General features: G+C 72.2%; 14 protein-coding genes and 1 pseudogene. All 15 read right to left on the reverse strand.

Annotated features, from left to right (window positions below; genetic code table 11):
- Nucleotides 1-42 precede the first annotated feature (42 nt).
- Nucleotides 43-831, reverse strand: coding sequence for a DUF427 domain-containing protein (locus HOQ23_RS07650; protein WP_172213432.1), 789 nt, complete (start codon nucleotides 829-831; stop codon nucleotides 43-45).
- Between the two features lie 125 nt (nucleotides 832-956).
- The gene (locus HOQ23_RS07655) at nucleotides 957-1,316 is read right to left on the reverse strand and encodes a hypothetical protein (RefSeq protein ID WP_172213434.1); all 360 of its coding nucleotides are present in this window, start codon (nucleotides 1,314-1,316) and stop codon (nucleotides 957-959) included.
- A 172-nt stretch (nucleotides 1,317-1,488) separates the two neighbouring features.
- Nucleotides 1,489-3,384: a RecQ family ATP-dependent DNA helicase gene (locus HOQ23_RS07660; RefSeq protein WP_172213436.1), complete on the reverse strand. Its 1,896-nt coding sequence runs from the start codon at nucleotides 3,382-3,384 to the stop codon at nucleotides 1,489-1,491.
- A 76-nt stretch (nucleotides 3,385-3,460) separates the two neighbouring features.
- Nucleotides 3,461-4,414, reverse strand: a complete 954-nt coding sequence (locus HOQ23_RS07665) for an alpha/beta hydrolase (RefSeq protein ID WP_172213438.1) — start codon at nucleotides 4,412-4,414, stop codon at nucleotides 3,461-3,463.
- A gap of 63 nt (nucleotides 4,415-4,477) precedes the next feature.
- Complete coding sequence (locus tag HOQ23_RS07670; RefSeq protein WP_172213440.1) at nucleotides 4,478-5,443, reverse strand: alpha/beta hydrolase; 966 nt, start codon at nucleotides 5,441-5,443, stop codon at nucleotides 4,478-4,480.
- A 165-nt stretch (nucleotides 5,444-5,608) separates the two neighbouring features.
- On the reverse strand, nucleotides 5,609-7,174 hold the full coding sequence (locus tag HOQ23_RS07675; protein WP_172213442.1) for a peptide chain release factor 3: 1,566 nt from the start codon (nucleotides 7,172-7,174) through the stop codon (nucleotides 5,609-5,611).
- Between the two features lie 82 nt (nucleotides 7,175-7,256).
- Nucleotides 7,257-8,645, reverse strand: coding sequence for a glutamate decarboxylase (locus HOQ23_RS07680; protein WP_172213444.1), 1,389 nt, complete (start codon nucleotides 8,643-8,645; stop codon nucleotides 7,257-7,259).
- A gap of 72 nt (nucleotides 8,646-8,717) precedes the next feature.
- Nucleotides 8,718-10,811: a YhgE/Pip domain-containing protein gene (locus HOQ23_RS07685; RefSeq protein WP_172213446.1), complete on the reverse strand. Its 2,094-nt coding sequence runs from the start codon at nucleotides 10,809-10,811 to the stop codon at nucleotides 8,718-8,720.
- A complete protein-coding gene (locus HOQ23_RS07690; protein WP_172213448.1) occupies nucleotides 10,808-11,623 on the reverse strand; it encodes an ATP-binding cassette domain-containing protein in 816 nt (271 codons plus the stop codon). The genes HOQ23_RS07685 and HOQ23_RS07690 overlap by 4 nt, the downstream gene beginning before the upstream one ends.
- Nucleotides 11,624-11,690: 67 nt before the next feature.
- Nucleotides 11,691-12,617, reverse strand: coding sequence for an urea transporter (locus tag HOQ23_RS07695; RefSeq protein ID WP_172213450.1), 927 nt, complete (start codon nucleotides 12,615-12,617; stop codon nucleotides 11,691-11,693).
- A 17-nt stretch (nucleotides 12,618-12,634) separates the two neighbouring features.
- Nucleotides 12,635-13,627 carry an urease accessory protein UreD gene (locus tag HOQ23_RS07700; protein WP_172213452.1) on the reverse strand — a complete coding sequence of 331 codons (993 nt, stop codon included), beginning with the start codon at nucleotides 13,625-13,627 and terminating at the stop codon, nucleotides 12,635-12,637.
- On the reverse strand, nucleotides 13,624-14,259 hold the full coding sequence (gene ureG, locus HOQ23_RS07705; RefSeq protein ID WP_172213454.1) for an urease accessory protein UreG: 636 nt from the start codon (nucleotides 14,257-14,259) through the stop codon (nucleotides 13,624-13,626). Before ureG ends, HOQ23_RS07700 begins: the two co-directional genes overlap by 4 nt.
- Before the next feature lie 64 nt (nucleotides 14,260-14,323).
- On the reverse strand, nucleotides 14,324-15,019 hold the full coding sequence (locus HOQ23_RS07710; RefSeq protein ID WP_216653897.1) for an urease accessory UreF family protein: 696 nt from the start codon (nucleotides 15,017-15,019) through the stop codon (nucleotides 14,324-14,326).
- 9 nt (nucleotides 15,020-15,028) lie between these two features.
- A complete protein-coding gene (ureC, locus tag HOQ23_RS07715) occupies nucleotides 15,029-16,753 on the reverse strand; it encodes an urease subunit alpha (protein ID WP_172213456.1) in 1,725 nt (574 codons plus the stop codon).
- A gap of 101 nt (nucleotides 16,754-16,854) precedes the next feature.
- Nucleotides 16,855-17,163, reverse strand: a pseudogene (locus tag HOQ23_RS07720) (urease subunit beta); the annotation flags it as partial.
- Between the last annotated feature and the right edge of the window lie 10 nt (nucleotides 17,164-17,173).

Genomic DNA, 17,173 nt, shown 5'->3' on the forward strand with positions numbered 1-17,173 from the left:
CCCAGCGCCCGCCGCGGAGCCGGGCCGGCCGGTGCCGGCCGCCTACCGACGCGTGGCGGAGGGGCGGTGGGCCCGGTCGCTGAACGGCGACCGCGGGCGCGGCTGCGCGACGCCGTCCACGGTGAGGTCGACCAGCTCGTTGTAGAACGCGACCCGCCCCGCGATCTTCTCGACCGGGGGCAGCGGCGTGGCGTAGGACCAGGCGATGTCGGCGCCGTCGGGATGGCCCGGGGCGCTCCAGTAGGCGTCCGCCTTCCCCTTGTAGGGGCACTGGCTGCGGGTGGGGCTGAGCTCGAGGACGCCGGGGGTGACGTCCTCCCGCGGCAGGTAGAAGCGGGCGGGCAGGCCGGTCTCGAGGAGCACGACCGGCTGCCTGCTGTCGGCGAGGCACACACCGCCGAGCTCGACCACGACGTGCCGGCTGCTGGCGAGCGCCTCGACGCGCTTGTGCGGGTCCCGGGGGTGCACGCCGACCAGCTCGTCCTCCTCCAGCCAGCGGTCCAGCACGCCGGGTTGCCAGGTCAGGATCACGTGGTCGGCCAGCTCGGGGGTGTCGCGCACCCAGGCCGCGTGGTGGAGCGTGCGGCCGCCCAGCGTCACGTCGTACCACTGCTCGACGGGGCCGTGCGGCAGGAAGAAGCTGGGCTCGCGCGGCAGTCGGCCGAGGGCGGGCGTCAGCAGGTCCGTGCGTACGTCGCTGCGCGGGAAGGCGTAGCCGGGAACGGGGAACCCGGGCTCCCAGAACAGCAGCGGCTGTCGGCTGTCCACGACCGCCTGGTCCTCGAGATAGGCGCGCACCCACTTGTCGATGCGCTCGGTCCGCAGGGTCATCGGCTGCCTCCTGCTCTCCAGCGTCCCACCGGCGGACGAGGAGGAGAACCCTCGGCGCGACACCGGGCCCGGGCCCCGAGGCCGGTCAGCGTGTGCAGGTGACGCTCACCGGCAGGGTGTCGACGTCAGCAGCGAGAGATGCTCGACCGCGTCATCGTGCCACCCAGCCCCTCGCCGGTGACCTCCTCGAAGCCCACTCCGACCTGGTCCCCGCGCTTCACGCGCAGCGCCTTCGTCCCCGACATCTTCCCGCTCGCCGCGCGGACCCGGGCCTCGGTCCTCTGCTCGCCGCGCACTCGGTAGACCGACCCGATGTGGGCGTGCTGCGCGCCCCGGTTGTCCAAGCGGACCCGGACCCTGAGGTCGCCGTCGCCGAGCGGCACCTTGCAGACCTGGACCTTCGCGCCCTGCACGGCCAGCCCGTTCGTCCAGGCCGCCTGGGCCGGCGGGGCGAGCAGCGCCCCGGACGCCAGCACGGACGCCATGGCCGAGGTGATCAGGATGCGCCGGAGGCGGGAGCGGGCGGGCGTGCGGAGGTATCGAGGCATACGGAGAGGTATGCCCGTCCAGGACCTGCGCCAATCGCGAGGAGGTTCCGAGGGGCGATGTCGAAGGACCGGGCGCCGGCGTGCCACAGCAGCGCGGGACCTCGCAGGGTCAGCCCCGCGCGAGGACCTCGAGCACCGGTGCGCCCCACCGCTCCAGCTTCTTCGGCCCGATGCCGGCGACGTCGAGCAGCTGCGCGGCGTCGGCGGGGTTGCGCGCGGCGACCGCGACCAGGGTGCGGTCGCTGAGGACGAAGAAGGGCTGCAGGCCGAGCCCGGCCGCCTGCTCGGCGCGCCACGCGTGCAACGCGTCGTAGCGGTCTCGGGCCGGAGCATCCAGGTCGCCGAGGGCGACCGGAGCGGCGACGGCGCGCGACGTCGACCGGGTGCCGCGCTTCCGGGTCGTACGGCGCCGCGAGCGCTTCGTGGTGCTGCGGCGCTTGCGGGTGGCCCGGGCGGCGCGCGGGGCGGGCGGGGCCTCGACCGGCTGGTCGCGGCGCAGCCCGACGCGCACCTCGCCGGCCAGCACCCGCGCCGAGGTCGCGGTCAGGTGCAGCGTCTGGCGGCCGCGGACGTCGCAGGCGAGGTGGCCCATGGCCAGCAGCTGCCGTACGACGGCGCGCAGGCGCTCCGCGGGGACCTCGGCGTCACCGAGGTGCTCGAACAGCCCGGCGACGTCGACCACCCGCCGCGCCTGGGCGAGCTCCGCGACCGCGGTGAGCAGCATCCGGGCCGCCGGCGTCGCGTCGTACGCCGCGGGCGGGGCGAGGCAGGTGTCGCAGCGCCCGCAGCGCTCGGGCCCGGGCTGGCCGAAGTGGGCCAGCAGCTGCCCGCGACGGCAGTGCAGGGTCTCGCAGAGCGCGAGCATCGCCTCCACGTTGGCGCTCTGCACGGCACGCTGCGCGGCGCCGCCGGGGGAGCGCGCGATGAAGCGGCGCAGCTGGGCCACGTCGCTGGTGCCGTAGGCCAGCCACGCGGTGGCCGGCGCACCGTCGCGTCCCGCGCGGCCGGTCTCCTGGTAGTAGCCCTCGACCGACTTCGGCAGGTCGAGGTGCGCCACGAAGCGGACGTCGGGCTTGTCGATGCCCATCCCGAAGGCGACGGTCGCGACCACCACCAGCCCCGGCTCGTGCTGGAAGCGGGCCTGCGCCACGCCACGGACCTCCGTCGCCAGCCCCGCGTGGTAGGCGAGCGCCTCGATGCCGTGGGCGGTGAGGTACGCCGCGGTCTCCTCGACCGAGCGGCGGGTGAGGCAGTAGACGATCCCCGAGTCACCGGGGTGCTCGCTCATGAGCAGGTCGAGCAGCTGGCGGCGCGGGTCGGCGTCCTTGGCCACGATGCGGTACTCGATGTTGGGCCGGTCGAAGGACGCCACGAAGCGTCCCGACCCGTGGTCCGCCCCCGGCTCGGCGCCGCCGTCCGCACCCAGGCGCAGCCCCAGCCGCTCCTCGATCTCGGCGGCGGTGGCGAGGGTGGCGGTGGCGGTCAGCGCGATCCGCGGCACCTCGGGGAACCGCTCGGTGAGGCGGGAGATGGTCAGGTAGTCCGGGCGGAAGTCGTGGCCCCAGGAGGCCACGCAGTGGGCCTCGTCGACCGCGATCACGCTGATCGGGGCCCGCGCCAGCAGGTCGAGGGTGCCGGGCGCGGCGAGCCGCTCGGGGGAGAGGTAGAGCAGGTCGAGCTCGCCGGCGGCGTACGCCCGGGTGACCTCGCGGCGCTGATCGGGGTCCAACGAGGAGTTCAGGAACGCCGCGCGCACGCCGATGCCCGCCAGCGCGCCGACCTGGTCGTGCATGAGGGCGATCAGCGGCGAGACCACGATGCCGGTGCCGGGGCGCACCAGCGCGGGCACCTGGTAGCACAGCGACTTCCCGCCGCCGGTCGGCATCAGCACCAGGGCGTCGCGGCCGGCGACGAGCGTCTCGATGACGGCCGCCTGCTGGCCGCGGAACTCGCGGTGCCCGAACCTGCGCCGGAGGACCTGGAGAGCGGGGTCGGCGTCGGGCACGGGCGTCAGCGTCTCGCACCCGCCACGGACGAGCCGCCACCGGGGTGGTGGCGGCCCGCCCGAGGTCAGGCGTGCGTCACGGGGAGCTGGTCACCGTGACGGCGGTGTCCGCGGCGTCGCCCGTCGAGTAGACGTACGTCGCCGCGGCGGTGTCACCGAGCTGGGCGCGCAGCCAGAGCGCGGACCACCGGGCGGTGGTCTCGATGCTCGCGGCCTGGGTGCTCGCCTGGGTGCTGGTCTCCGCCGCCGCCCCGCTGGGGTTCTGGACGTTGGTGATGCCGTAGTGGTTGGCACCGGAGACCCGGACGATCTGCTTGCGCCCGTTCGCGATCTTGGCGTAGGTGCTCTCGGCCTGCGCCGGCTCGGCCATGCCGTCGGACTGGCCCTGCACGAGCTGCACGGGGATCTGGTTGTCGATGGACGGGTGGATCCCCAGGATCGCGTTGTTGGTGCCGTAGAACGACCCCGCCTTGACCGCCGCGGGCAGGTCGAAGGACAGCGTCGTGCAGAACGGGATGGAGCACCTGTCCTCGGCGATGCTCAGCCCGGTGGCGCCCCCGAAGGAGTGGCCGAGCAGGACCATCGTGTCGGTGTCGATGCGCCCGTGCAGCGGCGAGGACGCCGAGGCGTTCTCGCTCGCCATCCACGACAGCGTCTCCCCGACCTGGCTGGTCGAGGTGTAGTAGTCGGTGTCGAAGAAGTTGAAGCGGCGGTGGTTCGGCGTGACCACGACGAAGCCGTACGACGCGACTGCCGCGGCGTACTCGCTGTAGTGCTGGCGGTGCACCTTGCCGCCCTGGAGCAGCAGTGCGACCGGCAGCTCACCGGTGGCGTGGGTGGGGTGGTAGACGGCGGTGCCGTCGTTCTTGATCTGCGACTGGTACGTCGAGACCGCCGCGGGCGTGATCGCGGACGTGGGGTCCGCGGTGGCCGTGCTCGGCGTCGCCAGCCCGAGGAGGGCGGTGAGCAGCAGGGCCGAGAGCACGCGCAGGGGGAGTGCGCGTGGGGACATCGTGATGCTTCGGTTCATGCGTCTGTTCATCCTTCGGCTGGGGGGAGCGCCTGCACCGGACGGGCAGGCCGGTGGGGATGATCAGCGGATCGGTGCTGCGAGGGGCAGGGTGCGGTCGACGAGGTCCTTCACCTTGGTGCCGCACGTGGAGACGGCGGCCGCGTCGGTGCAGTAGTACGCCGCGGTGCGGGTGCCGGTCGCGAGGTCCTTGGCCCAGGTGGAGCCGAAGTCACGCAGGCGCGCGGTCTGGGTGGTGTTGGCCGAGCAGCCGGCGCCGGCGATGCCGATGAGGTCGGTGTTCTCGCCCTCGACGTCGATGTGGCAGCTGCCGCCGACGGGCATGCCGAGGGTGAACTTCTCCCACACCAGCTGGAGGCCGACGTAGGGGTTGTCGAGGCCGACGAGCGCCTCGGCGGAGTTGTTGAACAGGTTGGTGATGCTCGGGCGGGCCGTCACGGCCAGCACCTCGCGGGCGCCGCCGTCGGAGATGGCCTCCAGGTTGGCGGTGAAGCCGCCGCTGGCGACCGGGTCGAACAGGATCGCGCCGGCGAGGTCGCCGTACCCGTTGGCGTCCAGCCGGGCGCCGAGCGCGCTGGCGAAGTGGCCGCCCGCAGAGTGCCCGCCGACGATGTAGCGGCTCGGCAGCGCCTTGCCAGCCGGCGGGGTCACGGCGCGCGAGGTCAGCAGGTCGCCCAGGTCGGCGGCGAGCTCGGGGTTGCCGGCGGTCATGTCGCCGTTGACGCAGAGCACCATCACGCCCTTCTCGGCGATCGCCTTGCTGGTGCCGCGCAGGTTGCCGCAGCCGCGGCTGAACCCGTGGTTGAGCACCATCAGCGCCGAGGCCGAGGTGTTCGGCAGGTACCAGTCGACGCTGTGGCTGGTGCCGTCGATCCGCAGCTGGGTGTTGACGCAGGTGCTGCTCGAGGAGCTGTAGTTGTGGCACGCCTGCTCGGCCGCCTGGGCCGTCGGTGCGAGGCCGACCAGGCCGCTGAGCATCGTGCCGGCCGCCAGCAGCCCGGCGAAGAGAGCCCTCTTGTTGCTTCTCACCATCATCCTCCGATGTCGTGATGCAGCGGGGTGCCGCATCCCCACGCCGGAAGGTAGGGCTCGGAGCGCGTAGAAGGATATATACCCTGGTCGTCCTCGGGCAGAGTGTGACCGGGTCGTGACCTGGGTTCCGCTGTGCGGATCAGGAACGGACCCGGACGGTGCTCAGCTCCCGCCGGCCGGGAGTGCCTCGAGCAGGATGTCGGGGTTGTCGCGGGCAGTGACGTTCGCGCGCCACTGGTCCACGAAGAGCGCCAGGTGGGTGCCGTCGGTGCGCTGGAGGACCTCGACGCCGCGCTTGCCGCGCAGTGCCAGGGCGCCGTCGGCGTCGGTGATCCGCGCGACCTGGTAGTCGAGGCGGGAGAAGCGGATGGGGGAGTTGAACTCGTTCTTCATCCGGTCCTCGACGACCTCGAACTGCAGCGGGCCGACGGCCGCGAGCACCGGGCTCTGGTCGCCGCGCAGGTCCGAGCGCAGCACCTGGACCACGCCCTCCTGGTCCAGCTGCTCGATGCCGCGGCGGAACTGCTTGTAGCGACCGATGTCGCCGGCGCTGGCCGCCATGAAGTGCTCGGGCGCGAAGCTCGGGACCGGCGGGTACTCGATCGGGTCGCCGACGTACACCGTGTCGCCGACGCGCAGCGCCTGGGCGTTGACGAAACCGATGATGTCGCCGGGGGAGGCGTGCTCGACCGAGGCGGTGTCGCGGCCGAAGACCGACTGGGCGTACTTGGTCGCGAACGGGCGCCCGGTCGAGGCGTGGGTGACCACCATGCCGCGCTCGAAGCGCCCGGAGACCACCCGGGCATAGGCGAGGCGGTCGCGGTGGGCGTTGTTCATGCCCGACTGGACCTTGAAGATGAAGGCGCTGAAGTCGTCGCCGACCTCGCGGACCTTGCCGTCGACCCCGGCCGTCGCGCTGGGCTCGGGGGCCAGGTCGAGGAGCAGGTCGAGGAGCTGGGCGACGCCGAAGTTCTGCAGCGCCGAGGCGAACATGACCGGGGTGGTCTCGCCGGCCAGGAAGCGCTTCTGGTCGTGGTCGGCCTCGTCGAGGGCGAGCAGCTCGTGCTCCTCGACGGCGTCGGCCCAGACCGCGGCGTCGACCTCCTCGACCTCGGTGGGCGACATCCGGCGCTCGGGTGCGATGGTCGCGCCGCCGGCGGTGCGGGTGTACTTCACGAACTCCCCGGTACGCCGGTCCAGCACGCCGCGGAAGTCTCCGGCCTCGCCGACCGGCCAGGTCAGCGGCGTCGGGCGCAGCTTGATCCGGCGCTCGATCTCGTCCATCAGCTCCAGCGGGGAGAGGCCGGGGCGGTCCCACTTGTTGATCACGGTGATCACCGGGATGCCGCGCAGCGCGCACACCTTGAACAGCTTCAGGGTCTGCGGCTCGAGCCCCTTGCCCGCGTCGATCAGCATCACCGCGGAGTCGACGGCCGACAGCACCCGGTAGGTGTCCTCGGAGAAGTCGCTGTGGCCGGGGGTGTCGACCAGGTTGATCACGTGGTCGCGGTAGACGAACTGCAGCGCGGCGGAGGTGATCGAGATGCCGCGCGCCTTCTCCATCGCCATCCAGTCCGAGACGGTGGCGCGCCGGTCGCCCTTGCCGTGGACCGCGCCGGCCTCCGTGATGACCCGCGCGTGCAGCGCGAGCGCCTCGGTGAGGGTGGACTTGCCGGCGTCAGGGTGGCTGATGACGGCGAACGTACGGCGGGGACGGGTGTCGGACACCCGCTGAACCTACCGGGGAGAGGCTCCCGGCACTCAGTCCGCGGGGCCCGCTCCGGGGTCCGGACGGAGCGGGCCCGCGGGGTCAGTGATGGAAGCCTCCTGCTTCCTTCTCCGTGAGCGGCTCCTTGAGCCCGTGCTGGGTGAGGATCTCGATGGCGCGCCGGTAGTCCTCCAGCAGCAGCGAGGCGAGGTCGCGGTTCAGGTCGTGGCGCACCAGGATGCGCTGGACGGCCAGGTCCTCGCGGTGCGGCGGCAACGTGTAGGCAGGCACCTGCCAGCCGCGGGTGCGCAGCCGGTCGGCCAGGTCGAAGAGCGTGAACCCGTGCTCGACGCCCTCCTTCAGCTTCCAGGTGAGGCCGGGGATGCCGCCGCGGCCGTCGTAGACCAGGTCGAAGGGACCCATGGCAGCGATCTCGTCGGCGAGGTACTGCGCGGTCCGGTAGCCCGCCTCGTGGATCTTGCGGTAGCCGGCGCGGCCCAGGCGCAGGAAGTTGTAGTACTGCGCGACCACCTGGCCGCCGGGGCGCGAGAAGTTCAGCGCGAACACCGCCAGGTCGCCGCCCAGGTAGTTCACGTGGAAGACCAGCTCCTCGGGCAGGTCGGAGGAGTCGCGCCAGATCACCCAGCCCACCCCGAGGGGCGCCAGGCCGAACTTGTGCCCCGAGGCATTGATCGACTTCACCCGCGGCAGCCGGAAGTCCCACACCAGGTCGGGGTCGACGAACGGCGCGATGAACCCGCCGCTGGCGGCGTCGACGTGGATCGGGACGTCGAGGCCGGTGTCCTCCTGCAGCCGGTCCAGCGCCGCCGCCACCTCGGCCACCGGCTCGTACTGGCAGGTGAAGGTGACCCCCAGGGTCGGGACCACGCCGATGGTGTTCTCGTCGACGCGCTTCACCGCCTCCTCGGGCGTCATGATCAGCCGATCGCCCTCCATCGGGATCTCGCGCAGCTCCACGTCCCAGTAGCGGGCGAACTTGTGCCAGCAGATCTGCACCGGACCGGTGACCAGGTTGGGTCGCTCGGTGGACCGGCCCTCGGCGCGCCGGCGCTGGCGCCAGCGCCACAGCATCGCCATGCCCCCGAGCATCGCCGCCTCGCTGGAGCCCGTGGTCGAGGTGCCCATCGTGTCGGCGGCCTCCGGGCTGTGCCACAGGTCGGCGAGCATGTGCACGCAACGGCCCTCGAGCTCGGCGGTCTGCGGGTACTCGTCCTTGTCGATCATGTTCTTGTCCAGCGAGGTCGCCATCAGCTCCTGGACCTCGGGCTCCGCCCAGGTCTGGCAGAACGTCGCCAGGTTCTGCCGCGAGTTCCCGTCGAGCATCAGCTCGTCGTGCACGACCTGGTAGGCGTGCCGGGCGACCTGCTCGGTCTCGGGCACCCGGTACTTCGGCAGCGGGGTGGACAGGTCGCTCGAGGCGAACACGTCGTCCTCGAGGTCGTCGCGGACCGAGTCCTTGCGGTGCAACATGTCGGGTGCTCCTCGCTCCGGCGCAGGCGCCGGGGATTCGGGGTCGGGTGCGGCCTCGGGGTGGTGGCCGGGTCACAGCACCAGCTCGGGCTGGAGCCGGTTGGGGGTCCACACCTTCTGGCGCCGCGCGGCGATCGCGGTGGCCAGCAGGGCGAGCAGGCACACGCCGAGCAGCACCCCGAGGTTGCGCGCCACGATCGGCGCCTCCCCGCCGTACAACGTCTGGCGCAGGCTGTCCACGGCGTAGGTCATCGGCAGGAACCAGTGCAGCGAGCGCAGCGGCTCCGGGATCGTCTCCCAGGGGAAGGTGCCGCCGGCGGTGACCAGCTGGATGAGCATGAGCACCAGCCCGAGGAACTCCCCGACGGTGCCGAGCCAGGCGTTGAGGGCCTGGATGATCGCCACGAAGGTCACCGAGGAGACCACCAGGACGGCGATCGTCCCGAGCTCGTGCACCGCGTCGATGTCGAGCGCGTAGCGGACGATCGCGTACATCACGCCGGCCTGGAGCAGGCCGACCAGAGCAGGTGGGACCAGCCCGCCGAGCGCGGTGCGCAGTGAGGGGCCGTCGGCGGCGAGCGCGCGCAGCGAGAGCGGCCGGACGAGCAGGAACAGCACGTAGGCGCCGATCCAGCCGCCCAGGGACATGAAGAACGGGGCGAGGCCCGCGCCGTACGACCCGGCGCGCGCGAGGGTGTCGTCGCGGACGCCCACGGGGTCTCCGATGGTCTGCGCGGTACGGCGCTCGGTCCGCTCGTCCAGGTCGGGCACCTTGCGCAGCCCGCGCGCCAGGCCGTTGCGGAGCTCGGCCGTCCCGGACTCCAGGCGCCGTCCGCCGTCGCGCAGGGTCGTGCTCGCCGACGCCAGCCGGTTGGCCCCCGCGGAGAGCTCGTTCGCACCGGCGACCAGGCGGCCGGTGTCATCGGCCAGCGTGCGCGCGCCCCCGGCGAGGCTGGCGCTGCCCGAGGCGACCTGGCTGCCGCCGGAGGCGGCGCGTGAGATGCCGTCGACGAGGGTCGGCGAGGCCGCGGCCAGCCGGGCCGCGCCGGCAGCCACCTCCTCGGAGCCGCGACCGAGCTGGTCGAGCTGCGCCGAGGCCCGCTGGACCTGCGCGGCGGCGCGGTCGACCGGGATGGCGCCGGCGCTCAGCTGGTCCAGCAGCTGGTCCGCCTCGGCGCGGGTGAGCAGCCCGTCCTGGACCAGCGTCGCGAGCGCGTCGGCGAGCGAGGCGCGCGCGGCGCGCAGCTGCGCGGCGACCACCCGGGAGACCTCCGCCGCCTCCCGGCCGAGGATGGCGACGCGCGCGTTGCCGGCCGCGACCTCGCGCGCACCGGTGGCGAGCCTGCTGGTGTCCGCGGGCAGCGAGGAGGTCCGCTCACGCAGCGTCTGGAGCCCGGAGGAGAGGGTCTGGGTGCCCTGCTCCAGCTGGGTCGCTCCCTCGGAGAGCCGGTTCGCGCCGTCGGAGAGCTGCCCGGCGCCGCTGGCGGCCTGCTCGGCGCCGCTGGCCAGGCGCGCGGTGCCCTCGACCAGCTGCACGGTGCCGCGGGAGAGCCGGCTGGTGCCGTCGACCAGCCGGTTCGCGCCCTTCACGCCGCGGGTCAGGTCGGTGTGGACCACGTCGAGGCCCTGCAGGAAGGCGCTGGCCGCCTTGGTCCCGACCTGCTGGGCGATCGCCTTGCGCACGTCCTCGGCGATGGTCTTCGCGATCGTGGTGGCGAGGTAGTTGGTCGCGTCGTTGGTGAGCAGGTCGAGGCTGGCCTTGCGGGGCTGGTAGCGCGTGGAGGAGACGAGGTCGGCGGAGAAGCGCGGGCCGATCACCAGCGCGGCGTCGTAGCGCCCCGTCGCGATGCCGTCCTCGGCCTCCAGCTCGGAGGTCTCGACCCAGCCGAAGCCGCCGTCTCCATCGAGCAGCCGGCTGGCGACCTCCTCGCCGTAGTCGACGCGCCGCGAGGTCCCGTTCGCGGCGTCGCGGAGGACCGCGCCCCGGTCCTGCACGACCAGCGCGGCCGGCACCCGGTCCAGGGAGGCATAGGGGTCCTTGTTGGCGTAGACGTACAGCCCGGCGTACAGCGACGGGATGACGACGAGGGCCAGGATCGCGAGCTTGGGCAGCACGCCTGCGGTGATCCGCCGCAGCTCGGTGATGGCGAGCCGGATGACGATCATGGCGCCTGCTCCCTCCGCGGCGGAGCCGGCGGCTCCCGGTGCTTGCCTCCAGCTGCTGTCGAGCCCGACAGCCAGGTGGTGTTGACGACGTCGCCGGTGGGCGGCGGTGCCGTGCCGGGTGGCTGACGCGGCTCGGGGCTCGGACGCAGGCGCATCGCCTCGAGGGGCGTCGTGCGCTGGTCGCTGCCGTGGGCGGGCGGCGGCAGCGTCGCGCCGAGGTCGCGTGCCGAGGACAGCCCGCACTGCACCAGCACGCCGTAGCCCACGGCGGCGTAGGCCTGGGCGATCGCCCACCACTGCGAGGGGTCGCCGCCGTGCCGGTCGGGCAGGGAGAGCACGAGGAAGCGCACGCTCTTGCGCTCCACCGCCAGTGCGGTGAGCAGTGCGGTGCGCACCGGGCCCGGCACGGTGTCCACCCGCTTGCGCTCCAGCGTGGCCAGCCGGTGCGAGGACAGCCAGGTCCGCGGCGTACGCGGCCAGACGACGCGCCGCGACAGCGCGAGGTCCTCGGCGGTGACGGTACCGACCCGGATGGCGTCGAACGGCTCGGAGACGGCCGGCAGGTCGACGACCGCGCTGCGCCGGCGCAGCTCCTTGCGCTGGATCGACTGGGTGCCGTCGTCGCGGACCAGGCGGACCTGGCCGGTGTACGGCGACAGCCGGCCGGTCAGCACCAGCGCCAGTGCGGTGTGGCCCTGCCCGGGCTCGCCGGCCAGGAGCACGCACTCCCCGGTCGACAGGGCGAAGCCGCCCAGCTGGAGGAGCGGGCCGCGCCGGCCCTGGACGTGGCCCCGGTCCAACACCAGCTGCATCTCAGTCACTCCCTCGTGCGGCGCGTGGGCGAGCAGCCCGACGTGGGCGAGCGCCCGCGGGGTGGGCTCATGGCCGCTTCAGCGCTGGGATGTAGGCCGCGACGACGAGCAGGACCCAGGTCGTGAGGATGTAGGGCCAGGTGTAGTGCGGGTCGCCGTACCAGTCGGTCATCGCGAGCGTCGTCACCGCGGTGATCGCGGCGCCTATCGCGGCATAGACCCAGGCGGCGGCGGTGCCGACGAGGAACACGGCGGCGAGCGCGATCGCGGTCAGGACGCCGGAGTAGCCGGAGAGGCCCTCGTTGATCGTCTCGGAGGTCTCGCCCATGGCCCAGGCGCACAGGGTGCCGACGATGCTGCCCATCGAGGCGGCGAGGCCGACCTTCCAGGAGGCGACGAAGAGCCCGATCAGGATCAGGGCGCCGGACCAGACGCTGTTGACCAGCACCACCTCGGAGACGTTGGTGAGCAGCGAACGCAGCATCGACTCACCGGTGCCGTCGGCGACGTGGTGGGGCGTGTCGCGGACGTGCACGCTGGTCGTGAGGGCATAGATGATCCCGGCGACCGTGCAGAACGGCGCCGTCGTCGACGGCAGGGCGTACCGCGCGAGTGGGCGGGTGGCGAAGAGCCAGCCGAAGAACCAGGTCACCGGGGCGCAGGCCACGCCGCCGGCGATCGTCGCCACGTAGGACCAGCCCTGGTCGCCCAGGGCGGTGAACGCCGCGGCGCCGATGAGCGCGCCGTTGAAGCCTTGGAAGCCGATGTCGAAGTGGCCGGGGTCGACACGCAGGGCGTACCCGGCGAGCGTCGAGCAGACGGCCCCGATGACCACCAGCAGCGCCATCTGCCAGTCGGCCACGAGGAAGGCGAGCAGGATCAGCAGCCCCGTCCAGACGTTGTTCTGGAAGAAGATCTGCGAGACGCCACGGGGAAGCAGCGAGAGCGAGTCGAGCCAGGTGCGGGACGGTGCGGTGGCTCCGGTCGTGGACATCTCAGTCCCTCCGTCCGTCAGTTCTTGCGGATGAGCGGTGCCTCGGTGCCGGTCAGCACGGGGCGAAGCGCCTTCCAGGCGCGGGTGAGCGCCTGTCCGACGGAGAGGGTGTCGTCACCCAGGATCCGCACCCAGGCACCGGCGTCGCCGGGCAGCGCGCTGACGCCGAGGACGAGGTCGGTGAACGGTGTCAAGGTGTCGTGCAGCAGATCGGCGATCTCGCCGGCCGGTACGCGCTCGGTGAGCACGTAGAGCATGGAGAGCACGTCGTGGTCGTCAAGGACCGCGAGCCCGCCGGTGACCCCGTCGGTCGGGGTCAGGCGGACCCGGTCGAGTGCGACCACGGTGCCGTCGGGACGGCGTACCTCCAGGTCGGTGGCGAGCACCGAGTAGGCGTGTCGCTCGTCGCGTGCGAGGCGGCCGGACACCAGCGTCTCGCCCAGGACGAGGGTGGCCGACGGGGAGAGGGTGACCGCGGTGCGTTGGTAGAAGCGGGCGTCGGCGAAGGCGATCACCGGGTCGGGGAGGAACTCCACGAAGGCGTCGTCGCCGACGGTGATGTTGGTCTGCGCGACGGCGTAGTCGTGCTCCATCTTGAGGACCTTCGTGTACGCCGCGGTGGTGACGTGCGCGGAGGTGCCGGGGCCGAAGACGAGGTCGGTGCGCAGGCGGTCGCCCTGGACGATCCCCGGCCCCGTGGACATCAGGTACGTGTAGGGCATGTCCGGGCGCGCGAGGTCGTAGTACAGCGGGCGCATGATCTGCAACGGCGACTTCTGGTAGTGCCCGACGAGCTCGGTGCCGCGCTCGTTGCGGGCGAACTCGAGCTCCAGCACCCCCACCTTGCCCGGGCTGCCCGAGGGCAGGGTGTCCGGTACGCCGCTCAGGCGTGCGACCTCGGCCGGCACCCGCACCGGCTCGTAGTGGCCCGGGTCGAGGCGGTGGCCGCCGTACCCGGCCGCCACCGGTGGGGGCTCGGGGGCCGACACGGGAGCGACGAGCGACGTCATCGCGACAGCGCGGTGGGCCGCGCGTTCCAGAGTGCCAGGACCTGGTCCTGCAGGGCGTCGACGCCCACCCCGGTCAGCGAGTTGGTGAGGATCACCGGCTTGCCGTCGCGGACCCGGTGGGCGTCGGACTCCATCACGCCGAGGTCGGTGCGGACGTACTGCGCGATGTCGATCTTGTTGATCACCAAGATGTCGGACTCGGTGATCCCGGGACCGCGCTTGCGCGGCATCTTCTCGCCCTCGGAGGTGTCGAGCACGAAGACGAAGACGTCGGCCAGCGAGGGGGAGAAGGTGAGCGTGAGGTTGTCCCCGCCGGACTCGTAGAGCAGCGTGTCGACCTCGGGGTGGCGCTCCAGCATCTCCGCGCCGGCGGCGAGGTTCATCGTCGGGTCGTCGCGCACGGCGGTGTGCGGGCAGGCCCCGGTCTCGACGCCGACCACACGGTCGGGGTCCAGGATGCCGGCGAGCTCGCGGCGCACGTGCTGGGCGTCCTCCTGGGTGTAGATGTCGTTGGTGATCACGGCGGGGTGGCGCCCGGCAGCAAGGAGCCGGGGGACCAGCGCCTCCGTCAGCGCGGTCTTGCCCGAGCCCACGGGCCCGCCGATTCCGATGCGCAGCACGTTCTCGCTCATCCGTCCTCCATCGTGTGTCAGTTGTTCAGTCATGGACGGTCGTGTCGACCGTGGGGGAGCGGCCTCAGCTGGCGAACAGACGGGCCTCGGCCCGCTCGTGCTGGGCCGACATCACATCCGCCATCGGCGCGCAGCCGCCCAGGTCCTCCAGGTCGCGGTGCACCGCGGCGCGCGTCGCCTCCTCGATGACCGAGCCGATCCCGTGCAGCACCACCTGGACCTGGCGGTGGTCGAGCAGGCGCAGCCGCAGGGCCGCGCCGAGGAAGCTGACCGCGAAGGCCGACATGTCGGAGGCGACGGCCTGCTCCTGGCCGACCCCCGAGGCGGCGTACGCCACCGCCGTCGCGACCGGCTGGCAGCCGGGCGTGCTCTTGTCGTGGACGTCGCGCCGCCACCGGGCGAGCTCGGGGCCGCCGATGGTCTCCGCGGCGATGTCGGTCAGCTGGTGGCCGCTGCGTACCGATGCCCGGCGCATCTCGGCGTTGAGCTTCGAGGCGAAGAGCATCTGGTCGACGAGCTGCACCCGCGGCCAGTCCTCGGCGAGGACCGCCTCGTGGGCCCGGGCGAGCGCCGTGGCGTCGCCCGGGCCCACGGAGTGGATCAGCACCCCGCTGAGCAGGTTCTCCACCCCGTCGGTCGTGACCGCCCCGGCCTGGCGATACCCCTCCAGCCCGTGCGACATCGTGTAGAAGCCGCTCGGGAACGCGGAGTCCGAGAGCTGGAGGCTGACCAGCAGGTCGTGCACGGGGGTCGCGGTCACGGTGTCTCCTCAGGCCAGGAAGAAGAGCTGGTTGAGAGGCAGCGACTGGGCCGGGTCGATGTGGGCCGGCTTGCCGTCGAAGGTGACCTTGTAGGTCTCCGGGTCCACCTCGATCACCGGTCGTGTGCTGTTGCGGACCATGTGCTCCTTGCCGATGTTGCGGCACCCCCGCACCGGCAGCACCTGGCTCTCCAAGCCGAGCTCCTCCGGTACGCCGGCGGCGATCGCGGCCTGGGACATGAAGGTGATCCGCGTGGTGCGCTGCGACTTGCCGTAGGCCCCGAACATCGGGCGGTACAGCACCGGCTGCGGCGTGGGCAGGGAGGCGTTGGGGTCGCCCATCTGCGCCCAGCTCACGATGCCGCCCTTGATCACCATCTTCGGCTTGGCGGCGAAGTCCGAGATCGGCCAGAGCACGAGGTCCGCCACCTTGCCGGTCTCCAGGGAGCCGATGTAGGGGCTGATGCCCTGCGCGATCGCCGGGTTGATCGTCACCTTGGCCAGGTAGCGCAGCACCCGGAAGTTGTCGTGCCCCTCGGCGTCCTCGGCCAGCTTGCCCCGCTTGTCCTTGTTGTGGTGAGCGGTCTGGAAGGCGCGGGTGACCGACTCGCCGATGCGGCCCATGGCCTGGGAGTCGGAGGAGAACATCGAGATGACGCCCTCGTCCTGGAGCACCGTCTCCGCCGAGATCGTCTCCGCACGGACCCGGGAGTCGGCGAACGCGACGTCCTCGGGGATGTCGTGGGAGAGGTGGTGGCAGACCATCACCATGTCGAGCAGCTCGTCCACCGAGTTCACGGTGTAGGGCAGCGTGGGGTTGGTCGAGGAGGGCAGCACGTTGGGGTGGCCGGCGAGCTTGAGGATGTCGGGTGCGTGACCGCCGCCGGCGCCCTCGGTGTGGTAGGTGTGGATGGTCCGCCCGGCGATCGCCTCGGCGGTGTTCTCCACGAAGCCGGACTCGTTGAGGCTGTCGGTGTGCACCGAGATCTGGACGTCGTAGTCGTCGGCGACCGAGAGCGCGGTGCTGAGTGCCGCGGGGGTCGTGCCGTAGTCCTCGTGCACCTTCAGGCTCGACGCGCCGGCCATCAGCTGCTCGATCAGCGGGCCCTCGTGGGAGCAGTTGCCCTTGCCGTGGAAGCCCATGTTGACGTGGACGTCCTCCGCGGCCCCGATCATCTTCTTCAGGTACCAGGCGCCCGGCGTGGTGGTCACGCCGTTGGTGCCGTCGGTCGGCCCGGTGCCACCACCGAACAGCGTGGTGATGCCGTTGGACAGGGCGGCCTCCGCCTGCTGGGGGGAGATGTAGTGCACGTGCGGGTCCATCGCGCCGGCGGTGACGATCAGGTGCTCGCCGGCGAGCAGCTCGGTACCGGCCCCCACGATGAGGTTCGGGTCGACGCCGTTCTGCAGGTGCGGGTTGCCGGACTTCCCGATGCCGGCGATCTTGCCGTCCTTGACGCCGATGTCGCCCTTGAGGACGCCCAGGATCGGGTCGAGGATCACCGCGTTGGTGATCACCAGGTCCAAGGCGCCCTCGGCGCCGGTGGTGTAGGGGTCGGCGCCCATCCCGTCGCGTGCGGTCTTGCCGCCGCCGTAGACGATCTCGTCGCCGTAGAACCCCTCGTTGAAGTCCTTCTCGATCTCGATCACCAGGTTGGTGTCGGCCAGCTGGACCCGGTCCCCGACGGTGGGGCCGTAGAGGTCGGTGTACTGCCTGCGGGAGATGATGGCCATCAGCTCTTGCCCTTCTTCGAGGTCGTGCCGGACTTCGGTGTGCCGTCCTGATATCCGCGGTCACGCATGCGCTCGAGCGCCGCGGCCTTGGTCACCGGGAGGTCGAGGCCGCCGTTGACCAGGCCGTTGAAGCCCCAGGCCCGCCGTCCGCCGGCGTACGCCACCAGCGTGACCTCGCGGGTGTCGCCGGGCTCGATGCGGACGCCGGTGCCGGCGGGGATGTCCAGGTGCATCCCGTAGGCCTGCTCGCGGTCGAACAGCAGGGCGCTGTTGACCTCGAAGAAGTGGAAGTGGGAACCGACCTGCACGGCGCGGTCGCCGGTGTTGCTGACGTTGAGCGTGACGGTCGGGCGACCGGCGTTGATCTCGATGTCGGTTTCCTGGTGGTGGTACTTGGGGCTGCCCAGCATGGGGATTCCC

The sequence above is a fragment of the Nocardioides sp. zg-DK7169 genome (genome assembly GCF_013155365.1).
In the GTDB taxonomy this organism is placed as follows: domain Bacteria; phylum Actinomycetota; class Actinomycetes; order Propionibacteriales; family Nocardioidaceae; genus Nocardioides.